Here is a 17,312-nt window from a genome sequence, read left to right as displayed (position 1 = left end):
TTTTAAACAAACCGATATAAGCCCAAACTTGTGAAGTTCTTCCTAGGACAAACCTTTATTGTTGCTGGTTTAACTTTACTTTCTTTATTATACCCTATATCACTCTATCAAGAAACACACTCAATGGCACTTTTAGGAATAAGCATAACAGCAAATAACTTAGCTAATGGAATAGGCTCTTATTTTTGGGGTTCTGTTCTAGATAAAGGAAAAGAAAGATATTCATATTTTCTATTATTACCAGTAAGTGGAATTGTAATATCATTCCTTATCTTCAGAACATCTTTAGGAATTATAGGCTACACTATATTAGGATTCTTTTCAGCCCTAGATGGACCACTATACTCTGTACTTTTACTAGAACAACTTGAAGCAGAAAAAACAGTTACTGGAAATGTCAGATTATCTCAATTATCATTAGCCGGTAACATAATAGGTAGTATATTAGGTGCAATATTACCTGACTTTCGCATAACTTTAGCGTTATTTGGAATTTCAGCTTTCCTTAACGCTACTTTAGTACCTAGATATAAGGGTGAAATTAGAGAAGACAAAACTGAAAAGATAAAAACAATGAGAGAATTAATGGAAGCAATAATATCTTTTTCATTATTTAACTTGTCAGCAGAAATATTTTATGTAGTCTACATTCCAACAATAACGTTATTTAAAGTTCCTAATTATGTTTACTTTACTAGTTATTCTTTACTCTATGTCATAAACGAATATGTATATAACAAATCAATTAAATTAGTCAAGGGAAATGAAATCTACTATAGCCTTTTAATTCCTAGTTTAAGAGGAATAATAATGTTAACAATGGCTGTCTTACTCTTTTTCAGAATAAACATAGAAGAAGGAATAGTAATACCATTCGTATCCTTTGGTTCCCTCTACCCAATATATAGTACCTCATTCTTTTCAATAATGTTTAAAAACTTAAAGAAAAATAGAGGTGCGATATTAGGAATATTTAACGCCGGAGAAAGCATTGCCAGTGCAGGAGGAAGCGCATTGTCAGCATTAATAACTCCAGATAACATAACTCAAGCTTATATTATGGGATTCTTTGGATTTTCCCTCTCTTTCTTTATTTGGCTAGACTACTTGAATAAGAGAATTAAAATAATACAAGAATGAAAATTCTTGATACAAAAGACCATGAATTCATCTAGTTTTTATTAGAGTATAACATTATGTCCTCATTTTGTATAAATTATTCCTATAACTTTACCTATAGAATTAGTATTCATTATATATAAACTTTCATTTAATCTTCATGAAAGACTATAGATAACTCATTTGTATAGTAATACAAAGACTGTAAAAAGAGCTAGTGCATCTATATTAAGAGGAGGAGCTTATAAACCTAGAACTAGTCCTACCAAGGACGTGAAGCATATTTTAAAATAAAACGGCATTATAGTCCTTTATAATTTGATATAAAGAGAATACGTGATTCTGACTTTTTATGGTTAGAAACATATAAGATATCTTACGGCATCTTTAGAATATTATCCTAAGACTATTATGACAGAGAGTTTGACTCTCATTAAATTTCATACACTAATAAAAAATGATTAGAAACGTATACGACTCTAGACCTTTTGATTTCATCGAAGTCGTTGTTCTTAAATCATTCTTCTCCACCCTTTAGCGGGGAAACCCCAAATGAAACCCACGCATCTTACGTTTCTTTTTCTCTCTGCATCATTATTCGAGAATTTATCATCAACATCAGGATAAAGATCTAAGAAATGCTGATTTCACACTTTAACTGAAACAGTTTTTGACAGCTAAGCATTCAACCTTATATCAAAACACGATTTAATTTCTATTAATAATTACAAAAAAAGAATAGATAATATCTTTTTATATATTAAGAAGATTAAATCTATTTTACACTAACAATATATTCCTTGATTTGATAGATATTCATTTACTTTATTTTCTAGGTAGTTTTGTATCTCATTATCATTCCAATCTGGGCTTATATCATAGAAAATACTATTTAAATACTGTTGCACCTGTTGCTCATACATCACTTTAGCATTCCTAGGCAAGTTAGGTTGAGCCTCAATACATGAATTTGCATAAGATAAAACGTTATTGTAAATTTGATAAAGCCTCTCAGCAACCTTTTCAGCCTCTTTATATGCTTCATCATATGAATTTTCTATCCAATCAACTGCTGTAACTGCTAAAGCAGCAATAGGCAAAGGATATATAGCAGATAAAGCACTTTCACCCTTCTCAGCCTTACTAGAGGCATTCTCTAGTACGTTTAGAACATCAAGAATCCCCAAAGTGTCTGCATAATTTTTTATTGCCGTTTCAGTAAAATCACTAGGCGGTTGAACAATCCTTACATAATAAATAGTAACATCAATATTGTCTATTTTCACTAATCTATAACTATTTATACCTAAAACAAAACCAGCCAAACCAAATTGAGAACAACTATTTATACCACACGGAATTTGAGCAAACACTGGAGCACCTATATCCATATCATTTAACTGAAAAAGATAAAGTCTGCCTGACTCAAGATTTCCACATACAGCGTCACTCATCAGATCGTCACACTCACTAACCATAGGCTTAATAGGATAATTAGTTGTAAAAGATGGATATACAAGTAAGCCATGAGTTTTAGCTACTTGTGGGTTTGTTCCTAACAATATTTGCAAGTATGGATAAGAATCTGAAGCAGTCCTCATAATATCTTCTGCTTCTCTAGTTAAGTAATAATGGGAATCACTTTCATAAGTCCATTGGATGAAAGATTTGAGGCTAGCTTGTATATTTATCAAAGGGGCTAAGGTAGACATTGCTAATATTCCAGCTTCGAAGGCTTCAGCTAGAAAATCCCAGAATAAGCCAAAACTTCCTTGACAATTCTTAAATAATGGTGGATTATACCTCGGTTCGGGAACCCTATATTTAACTAAAGGGATTACTCCTAATCCCCCAGTTTTTTCTAAGAATTTTTCATATACTGATTTTGCAATCTTACCACTTGATGTTACTTTACTACCTCCTTGATAAATTATTAAAGTATCTCTACCCCAATAAGGTGAGATACCACCTATATAATACCATTTTCCAGTATCAGTTGTTCTAATAACTATGCCTTGCCTAAAAATCTTTGTAGGATCATTTGAGGCTTCACTAACAACCCTCTGACTAGCAGCTATTGCTGGATAAATTTCATACTTCTGATAAGAACCAGAAACAGCTAAAGAACGATATCTCTTTAAACTACTTATAACACACTGCTCTTGAGCATAACCTAAAGACAATGATATACTTAATATTGCCCCTAATGCCTCTGCTAAACTTGATAAATCTGTTTCTGGTGGAGCTGGTGGAGTTTTAACAGACATATATAAACATCTTACTTTGAATTTGTAAATCTTATTCAAATTCTTGTTTATAAGAAATAATTATGCATATATATAACGTATACATTCTTTAATATCAGTTTTCCTCAATAGATTTAACTTAAGTTAAAATTCCCAAGAATAAGCTACATTCCTTATGCATACTGGACAGAAAATCATAAAAGGTTGAGTGAAATATGTTATATTGCCGCGGTAGCTCAGCTGGCAGAGCGCCGGGCTGTTAAATAGAAAATATTCAAAAAGTATAGAAACCCGGTGGTCGGAGGTCCGAGTCCTCCCCGCGGCGCTTTTCTATCCTATAACTCATTAAATTTACCTTCATTTATCTCTTTTATGCTAGAAAACACATTCGCTACTAAAATCATTGAAAATATAAAATTAATATTCTTTTTTTATTTTTAGTATAAACACAAATAATTAGTTTTTATCTATTTAGTTTTTAAAACTAAAATTGTTATTTCGAAATTGAAATTTTTCTTTAATTTTAATTAACTAAAATTATAATATACTGTATTTCAAGTAGTTTCATATCATAGACTGGGAGTAAGATTAATGTACCAGGTTTAACATTACCTATTTGCATAGTAACTTGATATTCATAAAGACCATTAGAAACCATACCTAAAGGAGTAATATGAAAATTATACACGTATCCTTTGATTTCATCTGAATATATAGAGTCATTATATAGCTTGTAATATGTCATATTGAAATACAGAGTGAAGCTGACAGTAGTGTTAGGCTTTGCAATCAGAAGGTTAGGTTGAACATAAAATACGTTATTTTTTTGTGATTGATTAGATAGTAAGGCATAATAATTATAAGTAAATGCTGGTCCTAAACTAATATTAGCTCTAACTTCATCTATACTGTCACTCGAATTTTCTATAGTTGAATTAAGCTGAGCTAATGAAACATTTTCAAGTTTAATATAATTAGCATTACTTAATATATATACTGGAGCATTTATCACTCTAGATTCATTAAAGGCAGAGCTAAAAGTTGATTTAATTACAAATGTAGAAGTATCATAGTTAGCAGTAAAAATTATGATTGCAAATGCAATTGCTATAGCAAATAATACTCCAGTAGCAGCTGCTATTAATAATAATTTATTCACAATATAGTTTTATCGTGAAATACTTTAAATAACTATTCCAATTAACAAGGGAAAATTTTATTTTAAGATCTTTCTAATTATACTTAATGGAGTTAGAATTATCACCACCGACAAGAAGAGTTTATTATTACTTATTAAAGAAGAAGGAAGCATCATTAAGACAGATACAAGAAGATTTAGGTTTTGCCTCTACTAGTGCTGCGAGATATCATGTAAAAAAGTTAATTGAATATGGTCTTGTAAGAGAAACCTTTGATGGAAAATATACTATAAATAGGATAGTGCTTGATGATGATTATATAATGATTTTCAATAGTATTCTACCTAAGAGTATTTTCTTTGCTTCCTTCTTTTTAACATCAACCTTGCTTATCATTTTGTTTATGTTATCTCATCCTTTTGCAATGGAAATTTTTGCTTCTCTAATAAGTTTTATTGCAAGTGGTATATTTTTAATTGACGCAATAAAAAGATATTTAAAATTTGAAAGAACTATAAAAGAGCCTAAAAGTGAAGAGTAATTTTATTAATTATAATAATAATTAAATATTATGAGCCAACAATTTAACCCATTAGATATAGCAAGGCTTCCATATACAAAAAGAAATGAAATATTAAATCAAACGCTACAATTTTTACTAACATTAGACGAACAGACAATAGTTAAGACATTAACGGATGTTCTTACTGTTTTAGCGTCTAAGGCTACAGATGAAGAATATAAAAATTGGTGTGATAGTATGCTAAGGCTCGTATCAATGTATGATGATAACGTAATTAAGGCAGTTATTTTACTAAGAACTAAAGCTGTTTCTAATCTACCTAAGAATTTAGCAGAAAGAGATAGTAAAATCTTAAACGAAGTTGTGAGTTCTTTAGATTCTTCTGTTAAAGAAAAAATTCTTAAAAATATGAAATAAATCAGCCGGGGATATATTCAGTCATCAGTCAGTACATCGACCTTCATCATAAACCAATTTCTTTTAGTATTCCATATATTAATGAATTACCATCAACACTTTCTTGTAACGGACTCCTAACTCTACCAACATAAATGCCTCTGTACTTTAACCCATTTTTTAATGTAGCTGGATAGTCTCCAATTTGAATTGCCTTGTTTATTCTGTCAATTATTTTTTGAATCTTTATTGCTTCACTTATATTTCCGTTCTTTAGTAATTCATACTCTTTAATCACAATTTCTGGAGCTATATTTGCTACAGCGGAAATTACACCATCTCCTCCTACTAAAAAGGAATCTAAGATTAGTTCGTCATTTCCTATTAATAGATTAAACTCTTTATTTATCTCTTTTAAAGATAATAGATTTTTAAAGCTAACTAGATCGTTTGTAGTGTATTTAATCCCTTGAATTATTCCCTCTTCAACTAATGTTTCTATCACGTTCTGAGATATAGAATAAGAATTTTGAGGATAATAATACATGTTCAATGGAAGTCCAAATTTTGATAGTTCTTCATAATATTTTATAATTCCTTTTTCTGATGGTTTATGATATAATGGAGGTAAACTTGCTAGTTCTTGAAATCCTAAGTCTAATGTTGTTTTTGCTAATTTTAGCGCGTTATAAAGAGAATTCTCTGTTACATTTACTATTGCATTTTTCGTTATATTTGATAATTTCTTGAGAAATTGAATCTTTTCCTCTAATGTTAACATATTAAACTCTCCAGTAGTACCTAGTACGAAAAAGTACTCTATTCCGTTTCTTTTTAAAAATTGTATATAAGTTTCTAATGCATCTAAATCTAATTCTTCATTTTCTTTAAAAGGAGTTACTATTGCTGGTATTATTCCTTTCATATAACCACCTAATTTTAAATAGTTTTAAAGCAAATATTCTTATTGTGAAACTATCAAGAAGAGAGCTCTCATACTTATTATCAATAAAAAAATATAATGATGAAGGAAAACCAGCAAAATTGGTATGGATTTCTAAAGATCTTAATGTTAGTCCAGCAAGTGCTTATGAAGAAATTTCTCATTTAGAAAGTAAAGGTTTCTTAAAGAAATCTAATAAAGGTATTGTAATAACTGAAGAGGGTAAAAAAGCAATTGACTCCCTCTTGAGGGCTCATAGAGTCATTGAGACATTTTTAGTAAAGCTTGGTCTAACTCCAGAGGAGGCATGCAATTACACAAAGCAGTTCGACTATTCTGTGCCCGAAGAGGTTATAGAAAGAATTTATGAATATTTAGGTAAGCCTGAAAAATGTCCTCATGGAGAAAATATTCCTTATTAGCAAATCAACTTTTGATTAAACAAAACTTTTTAAACAAAAAATAAAAATATGTAACACATGCTTGAGCTAACATTTTTGCAATACGTTTTGTCAATAGTTTCTGGCTTTCTTGTGGGATTTAGTTTAGGTTTAATAGGTGGAGGAGGCTCAATATTAGCAATACCACTTTTACTTTACTTTGTTGGATTAGCCTATTTGCCTGGAGTGAATGAAAATTATGTTGATCATGTTGTAATTGGTACTACTGCGCTAGCTGTGGGTTTAAATGCTTATATTAATGCGTTTATTCATTGGAGAAAGGGAAATGTAAGGTTACTGGAAGGTGTATTTTTCACTTTACCCGGAATAGTGGGGACTTATGTAGGGGCTAGAGTAGGCTTAATTGTGCATGGTGGCTTATTACTATTTCTTTTCGGAATATTAATGATTGTTATTGCTGTTATGGTATTTAGAGGAAAAGATAGGCCTTCTGTGTCAAAGACTTATACAAATGGTGGGGAAACTCCTAAAGGTTTGTTACAAAGGGTTAAATTGCAAAGAATTATTCCAATAGGATTTGCTGTAGGCTTTGCTTCTGGTTTCTTCGGCATTGGTGGTGGATTTCTTATAGTACCTGGATTGCTCTTCAGTACTGGGATCTGTATGATTAAGGCTGTTGGTACTTCATTAATATCAGTAGGAACTTTTGGTGTTACTGGTGCGCTTACTTATGCTTTAGCCGGTGAAATAGATCCAATAATAAGTGTGTTATATCTAGTTGGAGGAATTGCGGGAGGTTATGTAGGAGCAAAAATAGCATCTAGTATGCCTAGAGGAATGCTGAGAAAAGTGTTTGCAATAATTATTATTGCTGTGGCAATATATATTATGTATCAAAACTATTACGCAATCATAGCATTAGCACACTAATAATTTAACATTTCTTTGTATAGTTTATCTATTTTTTCTTCTATTTTAGTCTTTATTTTTTCTAATTTATTTTTTACATTAGTGTAATCTTCTTTTTTGATGTATTGTTTGAGCTCTGAAATGTCAGCTTTTAATTCTTCATCATTTAAATTCCATAAACCAGTTAGTTCTCTATCTATCCACTTAAAAACGCTCTTCTCTTTTCTTTCATTCAAATGAAGTAATACTTTCTCTATAGAAGTTTTTACTAAGATTAAATCTTGTAGTTGAAAATACTTTTTGTTTACGGACATTAAAGTTAATAATTACATTTGAAATTAAAATCTTAGGTACCCCACTCTCCTCCGGGATCTGAGTTCATTTTATACAATGAGGATCCCCAGCCGAGTGGGGAACATGTGATGACGCCGACATAAACTGAAAAATGAAGAGGGGTCGATTTTCTGATGAAAAAATTAGATGAAATAGCTCAAGAGATTATAACTTGTAAAAAATGTAAATTGTGGCAAACAAGAACTCATGCTGTCCCTGGCGAAGGTAATCCTAACGCAGAGATAATGTTCATTGGAGAAGCCCCTGGCGAAAGTGAGGATAAAGAAGGTAGACCTTTTGTTGGTGCTGCTGGGAAACTTTTAACTCAATTAATTAATGAGATTTTAGGACTAGATAGAAAACAAGTTTTCATAACTAATATACTCAAATGTAGACCGCCAAATAATAGAGATCCAGAAGAAGATGAAATAACTGCATGTTCTCCATACTTAGACGAACAGATTGAAATTATTATGCCAAAAATCATAGTAACATTAGGAAGACATTCTACAAAATATATTTTTAATAAAATGGGAGAGAGTTTTTCTTCGATTACAAAAGTAAGAGGAAAAAGCTATTCGTGGAAATATAAAGATAAAGAAATAATTGTTTTCCCTACTTATCATCCTGCTGCAGCATTATATAACCCAAACTTGAGGAAAACATTAGAGGAAGATTTTAAGAAAATTAGGGAGCTTACGAAAACGTCAAAAAGATATACTATTGACTATTTCCTAGGTGGTCAAAATAGACCTAGGGATAAAGGGAAAGAAAGTAATAGTAACAGCAGCTAGTAAAGGTATTGGTTTTGCAACTGCGAAAAGATTTTTGGAAGAAGGAGCCAAAGTTATTATATCATCTCATGATGAGAATAATTTAAAGAAAGCATATGAAAAATTAAAAGAAATTGGAGAGGTATACTATATAGTAACGGATCTAACAAGACCAAATGAAGTTGAGAATCTTATAAAAAATGGTTACAATATACTAGGAGGTTTAGACGTTTTAGTCTATGTAACCGGTAGTCCTAAACCTGGTAATATATTTGAGTTAAGTAATGATGATTGGATTAACGCATTTTATCTACTTTTAATGAGTGCTGTGGTTGCTGTTAGAGAAGCAGGAAAACTAATGCGTGAAAATGGAAGAATAATATTATCTACTTCAATGACTCTTAAAGAGCCTATTAGTAATTTGGATCTTTCTAACGTGGTAAGATTATCTCTTGCTGGTTTAATTAAAGTTGCCTCTAAGGAATTAGGTGAAAGAGGTATTTTAGTTAATGGTATAATGCCAGGTTGGACGTTAACTGATAGAGTAGATCAATTAGTTAAAGATAGGGCAAGAAGAGAAAACAGAAAAGAAGAAGAAGTAATAAGAGAAATTGTTAAAGAAGTTCCTTTAAAGAGAATGGCTAAACCAGAGGAAGTTGCTAATGTTATTCTATTTCTTGCTTCAGATTTAGCTAGTTACGTCAACGGAGTTTTAATACCAGTAGATGGTGGTTTAATAAAAGCTACCCTTTAAAACTCTTAGTACTAATAATACTTCCTTTTTTTCTCTTTTTAGAGTACGACATAAAATAGCTGGTTAACGATTATATTATAGGAAGGAGAAATATGCGTAGAGTGAGGAAAAGTGAAGATTATCAACTTCTACGTGGACAACTTCCGAAGTTTGTCAAATGTAAAGCTGGAGGACCTTGGCGGTCTAAACGTAATTGTTGGTTACAACGGTTATGGAAAAACAAACTTGTTAACAGCAATATACTTATTTGTTAAGAATCTCAGTTCTGGAATAGAGAAAAGAAGCATTGAAGACAGAGACCAAGAATACATGTTGCTTTGGAAAGACTATGATATTACAAAGCCCATAACTATTGGAGGTACTATTGAATTTTCAGAAGAAGAAGTAATAAAAAGTTTGGGAAAACCTCAAAGATTAAAAGTTGAGATAATTAACAAATTAAGATATAATAACAAATTTATTGAATGGAGTTTAGAATCTTTTACCATAAATAATTCTCCCCCAACTAGAGATCAGTTTGAAGAAATTAAATCATTATTTTCTTTAGCTTCACAGTCAATAGAATATGTTCCGATATTTGATCAGACCTATTTCGATGCTACGTTAAAGAAAATGATCGAGATGAACAGAAGTCCAATAAACATGAGAAGAAAATGGTATGATTTTGTTAACTTGATAGGAGAAGTTATACCAGAAATTAAAGGTATTGAGTTTTGGGATTCTGGGAAATTAGTATTAAACATCCAAAATTTACCTATATATATTGACTTAGCCGCTAGTGGATTTCAAAGAGTTGTTCTTATGCTATTCATTTTATGGCTGAGTGGAAGAAAGATATTATTACTTGAAGAACCAGAAGTAAATATGTACCCTACATTACAATCAAGAATAATGAAGCTTATTAAAGAATGGACAAATAATAATGTTTTTCAAGTGTTTATAACGACTCATTCACCATATGTAATATCTTCTAATGTTGACAACTATATCATAATGAAGAAAAGAAACGGAATCTCTTCTGCTATAAAAGTAAAGCTAGACGAGCAATTAAGGACTATTAATGGAATATTAAGGGTAAGCTTAGGAGAACTCTTATTTAATAAGTTAATTGTTCTAACTAGTGAATTAGCCGAACCTTCAGTTATTTTAAATTGGTTAAGAAGAATAGGTATATCAAATGAAGAGCTAGGAATAGGAATTTACAAAGTAAATAATGAACTAGAATTACAATTATGGCTTAGAATGAGAGAAATGTTAGGCTTAGATATTATATTCTTAGGCCTTTGTGATAAAATTGATGTTAGCTTAAAGGATTATTGTGTACCTTTAGGAAGAGAAATAGAAAATTACTATACAAAGAGTAGATTAATAGATGTAATAAGAAAGTTTGGTGTGTATCCAGATGAAAAAGAGTTAAGGGACTTAACAAAAGAAGAAACTTATCGTTGGTTAGTAAATGTATTTAAGAAGAGAGGATTAGATTATGATAAAATTAGAAACAGTATAGGAGAATTGGTCACTATGAATGATGGAGTTGAAATGCCAAAAGAAATGGAGATACTTGCAAATAAAATTAAATCTTTAGAATCAATATAACCTATTATGAACGAGCTACTTTTTGCTATAGGTTTGACAGTTGTATTTTTAGGCCTTCTTCTTATAATGGGTGGATTATTACTTGAACTAAATAAGAAAAAACAAAACGAAAAAGAAGAAAATAAACAAAACGAAGAAAGAACCGAATATGGAGGAGTAATATTTATCGGCCCAATCCCTATTGTATTTGGTAGTAGTAAAAAAATAGCCAGAGTAATGTTAATTATAGGAGTAATAATTTTCGTTCTATTTCTTATCTTTACTCTTATAACATACCTCTAGCTTTCATAGCATTAACTACTCTTTCAACTGATATAGCCATAGCTGCTGTTCTTAAATCTTGATCCTCTAGCTTATTATATTTCTGATATACCCCTTCGAAAGCGTTCTCCATTCTTTGAATGATTAACCTCTTTGCTTCTTCTTCACTCATTATCTCTCCCATTTTGTTGTTTGCCCATTCTACGTAACTTCCTACTACACCACCAGCATTAGCTAAAATATCAGGAACTACTGGTATCCCTCTATCTTTCATAATAAGATCAGCATCTGCAGTAAGAGGACCATTAGCTCCTTCGACTATTAGCTTCGCCTTTACCTTGGGTGCATTAAACTTATGTATAACGTTTTCTAAGGCAGCTGGTATCAGAATATCACATTCCGAAATAAGAAGTTCGTCATTTGTAACTTTTTTGCCAGAAGGATAATTAATTACAGATCCTGTAGACTCTTTTACCTCTAGCAATTTCTTTATATCTAAGCCGTTAGGATCTATTACACCTCCTTTTGAATCACTAACTCCAATTATTTTAGCTCCCATTTCTTGCAAAAATTGAGCTGTATAACTACCAACGTTACCAAAGCCTTGAATTATAACAGTAGCTCCTTCAATTCCACCTATAAATTTCTTTGCAGCAGCTTTAGTTATTGTAGCTACTCCTAGTCCAGTACTGTAAATTCTCGCTGGTAATCCTCCTAATTCGACTGGTTTACCAGTGAAAACAGCAAAATCGGCTTTTCCGGTTATTTTTATATATTCATCGAGATACCATGCCATAATTTGCGGATTAGTATTTACATCTGGCGCTGGTACATCTATGTCACTTCCAATATATTTGTATAAGGCATCAATATAACACCTCGATAATGCTTCAAGTTCTTCTTTTGTTAACTTAGAAGGATCTACTCTTATTCCTCCCTTACCCCCTCCATAAGGTAATTGTAATAGCGAATTCTTCCAGGTCATCATCATTGATAAGGCGATTACTTCGTCTTGTGTAACATCTGGATGATATCTCACTCCACCCTTATAAGGACCTAAAGCACTATTATGTTGAGATCTCCAACCAATAAACGTTTTTACTTTGCCATCATTTCCTTTAATTTCAATCTTAACTTGAATTACTCTTTCTGGTGTTGCCAGATCTTGCATAACATCTTGTGATAACCCAAGAATTTGACCTACATGATATAACTTTTTAACTTGTTGATCATAAAGATTGGAAGAAAGAGTTTCTTGTATGGCCGAATTCATATATTCTCATTCTCTATATTCCTAATCTAAAAATTTTAACTTATCTATATACTTTACTTTACATGTTTTAACTTCCAATTTATCTCTGTCTAAAAAGAATAATTAATGCTGAGATTATAACTGTTAGAACAATGGCAATAACTAATCCTTCATTGAAATTTATTAAAGAATATGGTAATGTTGTGTATTTAGGTAAAGTTACATTTATGTATTTCATATTAGGACTAATATATTCATTACCAAGATATTTTAATTCTACTGTATAATTATGAAATAGTGCATTATATACAAGTTCTTCTAGTAAAATATTAGAACTCTTAGAGAAATAAATGTAAACAGTAACATTTTCACTAGCATTTCTATAAAGTAAAGCGGGAACAGTACTTCCATTAACTAATTTAATTGAGGTAGTATTTACAAGAGTGTAAACTCTCCCATTCCACATTATGGTAGAGGAATTTGACGGTAAATAAGTTAAAACTTCATCTCCAATAGGCTTAAAATATAGTTCATAATTAACGTTTATTCCATAAAATGTATTAGGTTCTACTAAATTTCCCTCTTGAGGATATAATAAGTAAACTATTTGACCTATATAATTTCCAGCTATTAGAGGATAATAAGTTTCTACATAGCTATTCGCTTGTAATGTCTTTGATTCTCCACTATATAAATATTCTAGATAAAGATATGGCTTCGACAAATACGGATTAGAATTAGTATTTAATGTAATGTTGACTAAATTGTAGTAGTTTACAAGGCTCATGATAAGAGTAGAACCGTTATATGTTGTTGTATAGTTAGCTAAATAGCCAGAGCTTAGAATTTCATAGGATGCAAAGTATGAAGAGTTATATACAATAAAGAAATCATATGCTGTAATATTTTTACCATTTAAAGTATAGTTTAATGATTTATCATAAATCATGACATATGTAGACTGTTTATTCAATAATGCGTAAGTATTATTAAGTAAAAGAAATGGTAAAATATAAGGATAATGAAGATTTATTACATCTTCAAATAAGTTAATACTGAAATTACCCTGGCTTATGAAAGTAAAGTTCTTAGTGAAATTACCTGTTATTTCCACACTTATTTCAGTTCCATTAATTCCAGTAATACTATAGTTAGCTAAATAAACTGCCGTTATTTTAGGAATAGTAGTAGTTGTAACCACTGTTGTGGTTGTTGTATTTACTAAACTAGTTTTTGTTTGATTAATAGAAACTTGTTTCTGTAATTCAATTTTATACTCTAGATTCTTATATATTGTAATAGTACTTATGACTTTAACTTGATTATAATTTGTATATATCGATGGTAATGAGTGAACTAAAACAGCTGGCAAAAGGAATATCAAGCTCAGAAGGAAAATACTTTTAATCATATCAATTCTACGTAAACGAACTTTATATTAACTTTTTTCCTATGAAAACTTTATATGGAATATCCTTTAGTTGCTGTAGGTGGAGTCATTTTAAATCAAAATAAAGAAATTTTATTGGTAAAAAGAAAAAATCCACCCAACAAGGGAAGCTGGGCAATCCCAGGAGGAAAAGTAAAATTTGGAGAGACCTTAGAAGAGGCTGTAAAGAGGGAAATTAAAGAAGAAACTAACCTTGAAGTAGAAGTTAAAGATTTATTAGCAGTAATTCAAATAATTAAGGAAGGCTTTCATTATGTTATATTAGACTTTATTTGTGAAGTTAAAAACGGTATTTTAAAACCAGGTAGCGATGCTGAGGATGCTAAGTATTTTAGTTTTGCTGAGCTAGATAAAATAAATTCTAGTCCTACTACTATCGATATGCTACGAAAATATTTTAATGGAGAAAAAATACCTTTAATGATCTTAGAGAAGGTTACTCAAATCTCCATGTAGATTTATCTTTACTATCAAGGATTTTTATTCCAGCAGCAGATAAAATAGCTCTTATTTGATCACTTAAATCATACATTTTCTTTGCTCTTAATTGATTTCTAATTTCAATAACTGCATCAATAACTTTATTTAACATCTCATAAGTAGGGAAAAACTCCTCGTCCATAACACCAAATACATAATTAAATTGCCTTAGTGCATCAAGAGCAAGCATAGCTGACATAAAGTCTCTACTGTATTGAACTTTTGAAAAAACTAAACTTACAATCTCATGAATATATGATAAAGCCTTAGCTGTATCAAAATCTTCACTCATAGCAGCATGAAATCCTTTAACTAATTCTATTATACTTCTTTGGACTTGAATATCTTCATCCTTTGAATAATATTTAGGTCCTTCTTTGATTACACTTCTAATTATACTCATTGAGTCTTTTAACCTTGTTAAGGCATTCTTTGCTTGTTCTAATGATTCTTCATTAAAATCGAGACTACTTCTATAATGTGAAGACAAATACCAATATCGCAAAGTTGCTGGTCCCCACTTCTTTAACGCTTCATTTAATGGGATTATGTTTCCTAAAGACTTGCTCATTTTTTCCTTTCTTATAGTTAAATATGATACGTGAACCCAGTATTTAACCCATTCTTTACCTAATAACGCTTCACTTTGTGCCCTTTCATTTTCATGATGAGGAAATACTAGGTCAATTCCTCCTCCATGTATGTCAAAAGTCTCACCTAAATATCTCATTGACATTGTAGAACACTCTATATGCCATCCAGGCCTTCCTTTACCCCAGGGGGATTCCCAATATGGTTCTCCAGGTTTCCATGCTTTCCATAGAGCAAAATCATAAGGATTCTTTTTTTCTTTTATAAATTCTTCTCCCTGATTCCATTCTTCTTTTTTTGTTCCAGAAAGTAAGCCATATGAAGGGAAGGAGTCAACATCAAAATAGACACTCCCACTTTGAGCCACATATGCATGCCCCTTATCTATTAATTTTTGTATGAAATCTATAATTTCTTTTATGTGATAAGTTACTCTTGGATGTTGATCAATTTCGACTTTTAACTGATTTAATGCTTCTAAATAATCTTTAGTATAAAAATCCACTATTTCTGTCCAATCTTTACCAGTTTCTTGTGCTTTCTTTATAATTTTGTCGTCAATATCTGTAATATTCTGAACTCTAATTACGTTATATCCTCTAAGCTTTAAATATCTAACTATAGCATCAAATGCGACAAAGGTTCTACCATGACCTATGTGAAGATAATCATATACTGTAGGACCACAAACGTACATTTTTACTGTCTGAGGCTCAACAGTTTCTAATGGTTGTAATTTCTTACCCATTGTATTGAAAATTCTAACTTGCATTTATCTCACCTTCAAATAACTTAAACGTCTTCTCTCTAATTTTAGGAATGATATTTAGCCTTTCGGGGGTAACCCCTAACAATAAAGCTAATTTAACTGATGCTAAACCGGCTAATAATGTTAAACTAGCTATGTTTTTCAGCACTGATGAATAAGGTGGATAAATTTTGTATGCATTAATTAGATTTGCAGTTTCTTCATCAAGTTTGTCAGAGACTAAAACTATTGGATAAAAATCTGACGAAGAAGAATACAATTCTATCTCATTATGATTTGCTTCTGGCAATTCATTATAAAATGCAGGATATTTTGCATTTTCATTTATCTCTTGTTTAAATCTTTCAGCAATTGGAAGATAAGTAGATGAATAAATTATTGGTATTTTCCCTACTATTTGTGACGCTAGAAGTCCTCCTATCTCATTCATTCTAGAATAGCTTTCTTTAACACTCTCTGAGAGTTCATTTATGTTATAGTTAGTTCCTAATCCTTCATTAAGCAACTTTATTAAATAAGTAAAGATATATGGAAAGACATATCTAGTTTGCAAACCTTTAGGAAGCTTAATTATTGGTAAACCATTCCTGTTAGCTATTTCCTCTATTTTACCCCCAGAAGTTATAACAATTATCTTTTTAGTTTTCTTTAGAGAAGATAAAAGAGCAACAATTGTTTCAGTAGTATTACCAGAATAACTTACTGCAAAAACTGTACTTTTCTCACTAACATTTACCTTATATCCTCGATATAAGCGATAGCTTACTGGAAGATTAAGAAGTTCTAATATTTTACCGGGTATTCCACTTCCTCCAATCCCTAAATATACAAGATCCTCAATTTTCCAAATAGAAGGTATATCATGATTACTTGCCTCTTGAAAGTAATCAGGCCACTTTTCATAAGGATTATTCACTCTTTATCACCATAGATATATTCACAGAGGGGGGATTAGAGGAAATAGATGCAGTTATACTCTCTATTCCTATCTTCTTTAAATTAGGTCTTAATTCAAGGAGTGAAGATGACACATAAAGTGAAATAATTGAAAGATATTCCTCAAATAAAGGAGATATTCTACTGTTTACCAAAACAGAATAATTAGTAGGTTGCATAAGAAATAGTAATGAAACATTTATTCTCTCTACAAGAATCAAAAAGTTTGATATTGCTTCACTCCAATTCTGAGATTTGATAGCATTTTCTAGCTTATCATATATCTCTAATTGCTTTTTACTTTCAGCCTTTAGAAATTTTAATATTTCAGCTTCATTAAAACTTAGTCCAGCTTCACTTGTATTCTCCAGTTTTTTTATTAAATCCTCAAAAAGTGATCTTGTAGTCTCCATAAAAGAATCTTATAAATACTATATAAAA

The 17,312-nt window shown here is 30.8% G+C and carries 19 protein-coding genes and 1 tRNA gene; 11 read left to right on the top strand and 9 right to left on the bottom strand.

Annotated features, from left to right (window positions below; translation table 11 throughout):
- Positions 1 to 30 precede the first annotated feature (30 nt).
- Complete coding sequence (locus ACAM25_RS02980) at positions 31 to 1,140, top strand: MFS transporter (protein WP_369610855.1); 1,110 nt, start codon at positions 31 to 33, stop codon at positions 1,138 to 1,140.
- 764 nt (positions 1,141 to 1,904) lie between these two features.
- Here ACAM25_RS02980 and ACAM25_RS02975 read toward each other — a convergent pair.
- On the bottom strand, positions 1,905 to 3,386 hold the full coding sequence (locus tag ACAM25_RS02975) for a hypothetical protein (protein ID WP_369610854.1): 1,482 nt from the start codon (positions 3,384 to 3,386) through the stop codon (positions 1,905 to 1,907).
- A gap of 204 nt (positions 3,387 to 3,590) precedes the next feature.
- On the opposite strand from ACAM25_RS02975, the gene ACAM25_RS02970 reads away from it, so the two are divergent.
- Positions 3,591 to 3,690, top strand: a tRNA-Asn gene (locus ACAM25_RS02970).
- A 198-nt stretch (positions 3,691 to 3,888) separates the two neighbouring features.
- On the opposite strand, the gene ACAM25_RS02965 is transcribed toward ACAM25_RS02970, so the two are convergent.
- On the bottom strand, positions 3,889 to 4,524 hold the full coding sequence (locus ACAM25_RS02965; RefSeq protein WP_369610853.1) for a hypothetical protein: 636 nt from the start codon (positions 4,522 to 4,524) through the stop codon (positions 3,889 to 3,891).
- An 86-nt stretch (positions 4,525 to 4,610) separates the two neighbouring features.
- Between ACAM25_RS02965 and ACAM25_RS02960 the strand changes: the two genes are divergently transcribed.
- Together ACAM25_RS02960 and ACAM25_RS02955 are read left to right on the top strand one after the other, a co-directional pair.
- On the top strand, positions 4,611 to 5,045 hold the full coding sequence (locus ACAM25_RS02960) for a winged helix-turn-helix domain-containing protein (protein WP_369610852.1): 435 nt from the start codon (positions 4,611 to 4,613) through the stop codon (positions 5,043 to 5,045).
- Positions 5,046 to 5,075: 30 nt separating this feature from the next.
- A complete protein-coding gene (locus tag ACAM25_RS02955; protein ID WP_369610851.1) occupies positions 5,076 to 5,444 on the top strand; it encodes a hypothetical protein in 369 nt (122 codons plus the stop codon).
- Positions 5,445 to 5,490: 46 nt separating this feature from the next.
- Here the strand turns inward: ACAM25_RS02955 and ACAM25_RS02950 are convergent, their stop codons facing one another.
- Positions 5,491 to 6,348, bottom strand: coding sequence for a dihydrodipicolinate synthase family protein (locus ACAM25_RS02950; protein ID WP_369610850.1), 858 nt, complete (start codon positions 6,346 to 6,348; stop codon positions 5,491 to 5,493).
- A 41-nt stretch (positions 6,349 to 6,389) separates the two neighbouring features.
- Between ACAM25_RS02950 and ACAM25_RS02945 the strand changes: the two genes are divergently transcribed.
- Positions 6,390 to 6,788, top strand: a complete 399-nt coding sequence (locus ACAM25_RS02945) for a metal-dependent transcriptional regulator (RefSeq protein WP_369611594.1) — start codon at positions 6,390 to 6,392, stop codon at positions 6,786 to 6,788.
- Between the two features lie 57 nt (positions 6,789 to 6,845).
- Positions 6,846 to 7,697, top strand: a complete 852-nt coding sequence (locus ACAM25_RS02940) for a sulfite exporter TauE/SafE family protein (RefSeq protein WP_369610849.1) — start codon at positions 6,846 to 6,848, stop codon at positions 7,695 to 7,697.
- On the opposite strand, the gene ACAM25_RS02935 is transcribed toward ACAM25_RS02940, so the two are convergent.
- Positions 7,694 to 7,990, bottom strand: coding sequence for a hypothetical protein (locus ACAM25_RS02935; protein ID WP_369610848.1), 297 nt, complete (start codon positions 7,988 to 7,990; stop codon positions 7,694 to 7,696). The two genes, ACAM25_RS02940 and ACAM25_RS02935, sit on opposite strands and share 4 nt — an antisense overlap.
- A 153-nt stretch (positions 7,991 to 8,143) precedes the next feature.
- Here ACAM25_RS02935 and udg point away from each other — a divergent pair, with 153 nt between their 5' ends.
- From udg to ACAM25_RS02915, 4 genes are all read left to right on the top strand, one after another.
- Positions 8,144 to 8,803, top strand: coding sequence for a type-4 uracil-DNA glycosylase (gene udg, locus ACAM25_RS02930; protein ID WP_369610847.1), 660 nt, complete (start codon positions 8,144 to 8,146; stop codon positions 8,801 to 8,803).
- Entirely contained in the window at positions 8,757 to 9,536 is a 780-nt protein-coding gene (locus tag ACAM25_RS02925; RefSeq protein ID WP_369611593.1) for an SDR family oxidoreductase, read from the top strand. The genes udg and ACAM25_RS02925 overlap by 47 nt, the downstream gene beginning before the upstream one ends.
- Before the next feature lie 111 nt (positions 9,537 to 9,647).
- Positions 9,648 to 11,132, top strand: coding sequence for an ATP-dependent endonuclease (locus ACAM25_RS02920; protein ID WP_369610846.1), 1,485 nt, complete (start codon positions 9,648 to 9,650; stop codon positions 11,130 to 11,132).
- A gap of 6 nt (positions 11,133 to 11,138) precedes the next feature.
- Entirely contained in the window at positions 11,139 to 11,414 is a 276-nt protein-coding gene (locus ACAM25_RS02915; RefSeq protein WP_369610845.1) for a TIGR00304 family protein, read from the top strand.
- On the opposite strand, the gene ACAM25_RS02910 is transcribed toward ACAM25_RS02915, so the two are convergent.
- Together ACAM25_RS02910 and ACAM25_RS02905 are read right to left on the bottom strand one after the other, a co-directional pair.
- Positions 11,398 to 12,654, bottom strand: a complete 1,257-nt coding sequence (locus ACAM25_RS02910) for a Glu/Leu/Phe/Val dehydrogenase (RefSeq protein ID WP_369611592.1) — start codon at positions 12,652 to 12,654, stop codon at positions 11,398 to 11,400. The two genes, ACAM25_RS02915 and ACAM25_RS02910, sit on opposite strands and share 17 nt — an antisense overlap.
- Positions 12,655 to 12,745: 91 nt before the next feature.
- Positions 12,746 to 14,056, bottom strand: a complete 1,311-nt coding sequence (locus ACAM25_RS02905) for a hypothetical protein (RefSeq protein WP_369610844.1) — start codon at positions 14,054 to 14,056, stop codon at positions 12,746 to 12,748.
- A gap of 54 nt (positions 14,057 to 14,110) precedes the next feature.
- Between ACAM25_RS02905 and ACAM25_RS02900 the strand changes: the two genes are divergently transcribed.
- Positions 14,111 to 14,551, top strand: a complete 441-nt coding sequence (locus ACAM25_RS02900) for an NUDIX hydrolase (protein ID WP_369610843.1) — start codon at positions 14,111 to 14,113, stop codon at positions 14,549 to 14,551.
- Here ACAM25_RS02900 and cysS read toward each other — a convergent pair.
- Genes cysS through ACAM25_RS02885 form a run of 3 tightly spaced genes read right to left on the bottom strand, consistent with a single transcriptional unit; the run spans position 14,532 to position 17,284 of the window.
- Entirely contained in the window at positions 14,532 to 15,938 is a 1,407-nt protein-coding gene (gene cysS / locus ACAM25_RS02895) for a cysteine--tRNA ligase (protein ID WP_369610842.1), read from the bottom strand. The two genes, ACAM25_RS02900 and cysS, sit on opposite strands and share 20 nt — an antisense overlap.
- Positions 15,928 to 16,851, bottom strand: coding sequence for a bifunctional phosphoglucose/phosphomannose isomerase (locus ACAM25_RS02890; RefSeq protein ID WP_369610841.1), 924 nt, complete (start codon positions 16,849 to 16,851; stop codon positions 15,928 to 15,930). Before ACAM25_RS02890 ends, cysS begins: the two co-directional genes overlap by 11 nt.
- Positions 16,844 to 17,284 (bottom strand): hypothetical protein, encoded by a 441-nt coding sequence (locus ACAM25_RS02885; RefSeq protein ID WP_369610840.1) that lies wholly within the window; start codon positions 17,282 to 17,284, stop codon positions 16,844 to 16,846. The genes ACAM25_RS02890 and ACAM25_RS02885 overlap by 8 nt, the downstream gene beginning before the upstream one ends.
- Positions 17,285 to 17,312 lie beyond the last annotated feature (28 nt).

It is taken from the genome of Sulfurisphaera javensis (assembly GCF_041154675.1).
GTDB classification, from domain to species: Archaea; Thermoproteota; Thermoprotei_A; order Sulfolobales; family Sulfolobaceae; genus Sulfurisphaera; species Sulfurisphaera javensis.
This window is presented reverse-complemented; position numbering and strand designations above follow the sequence as displayed.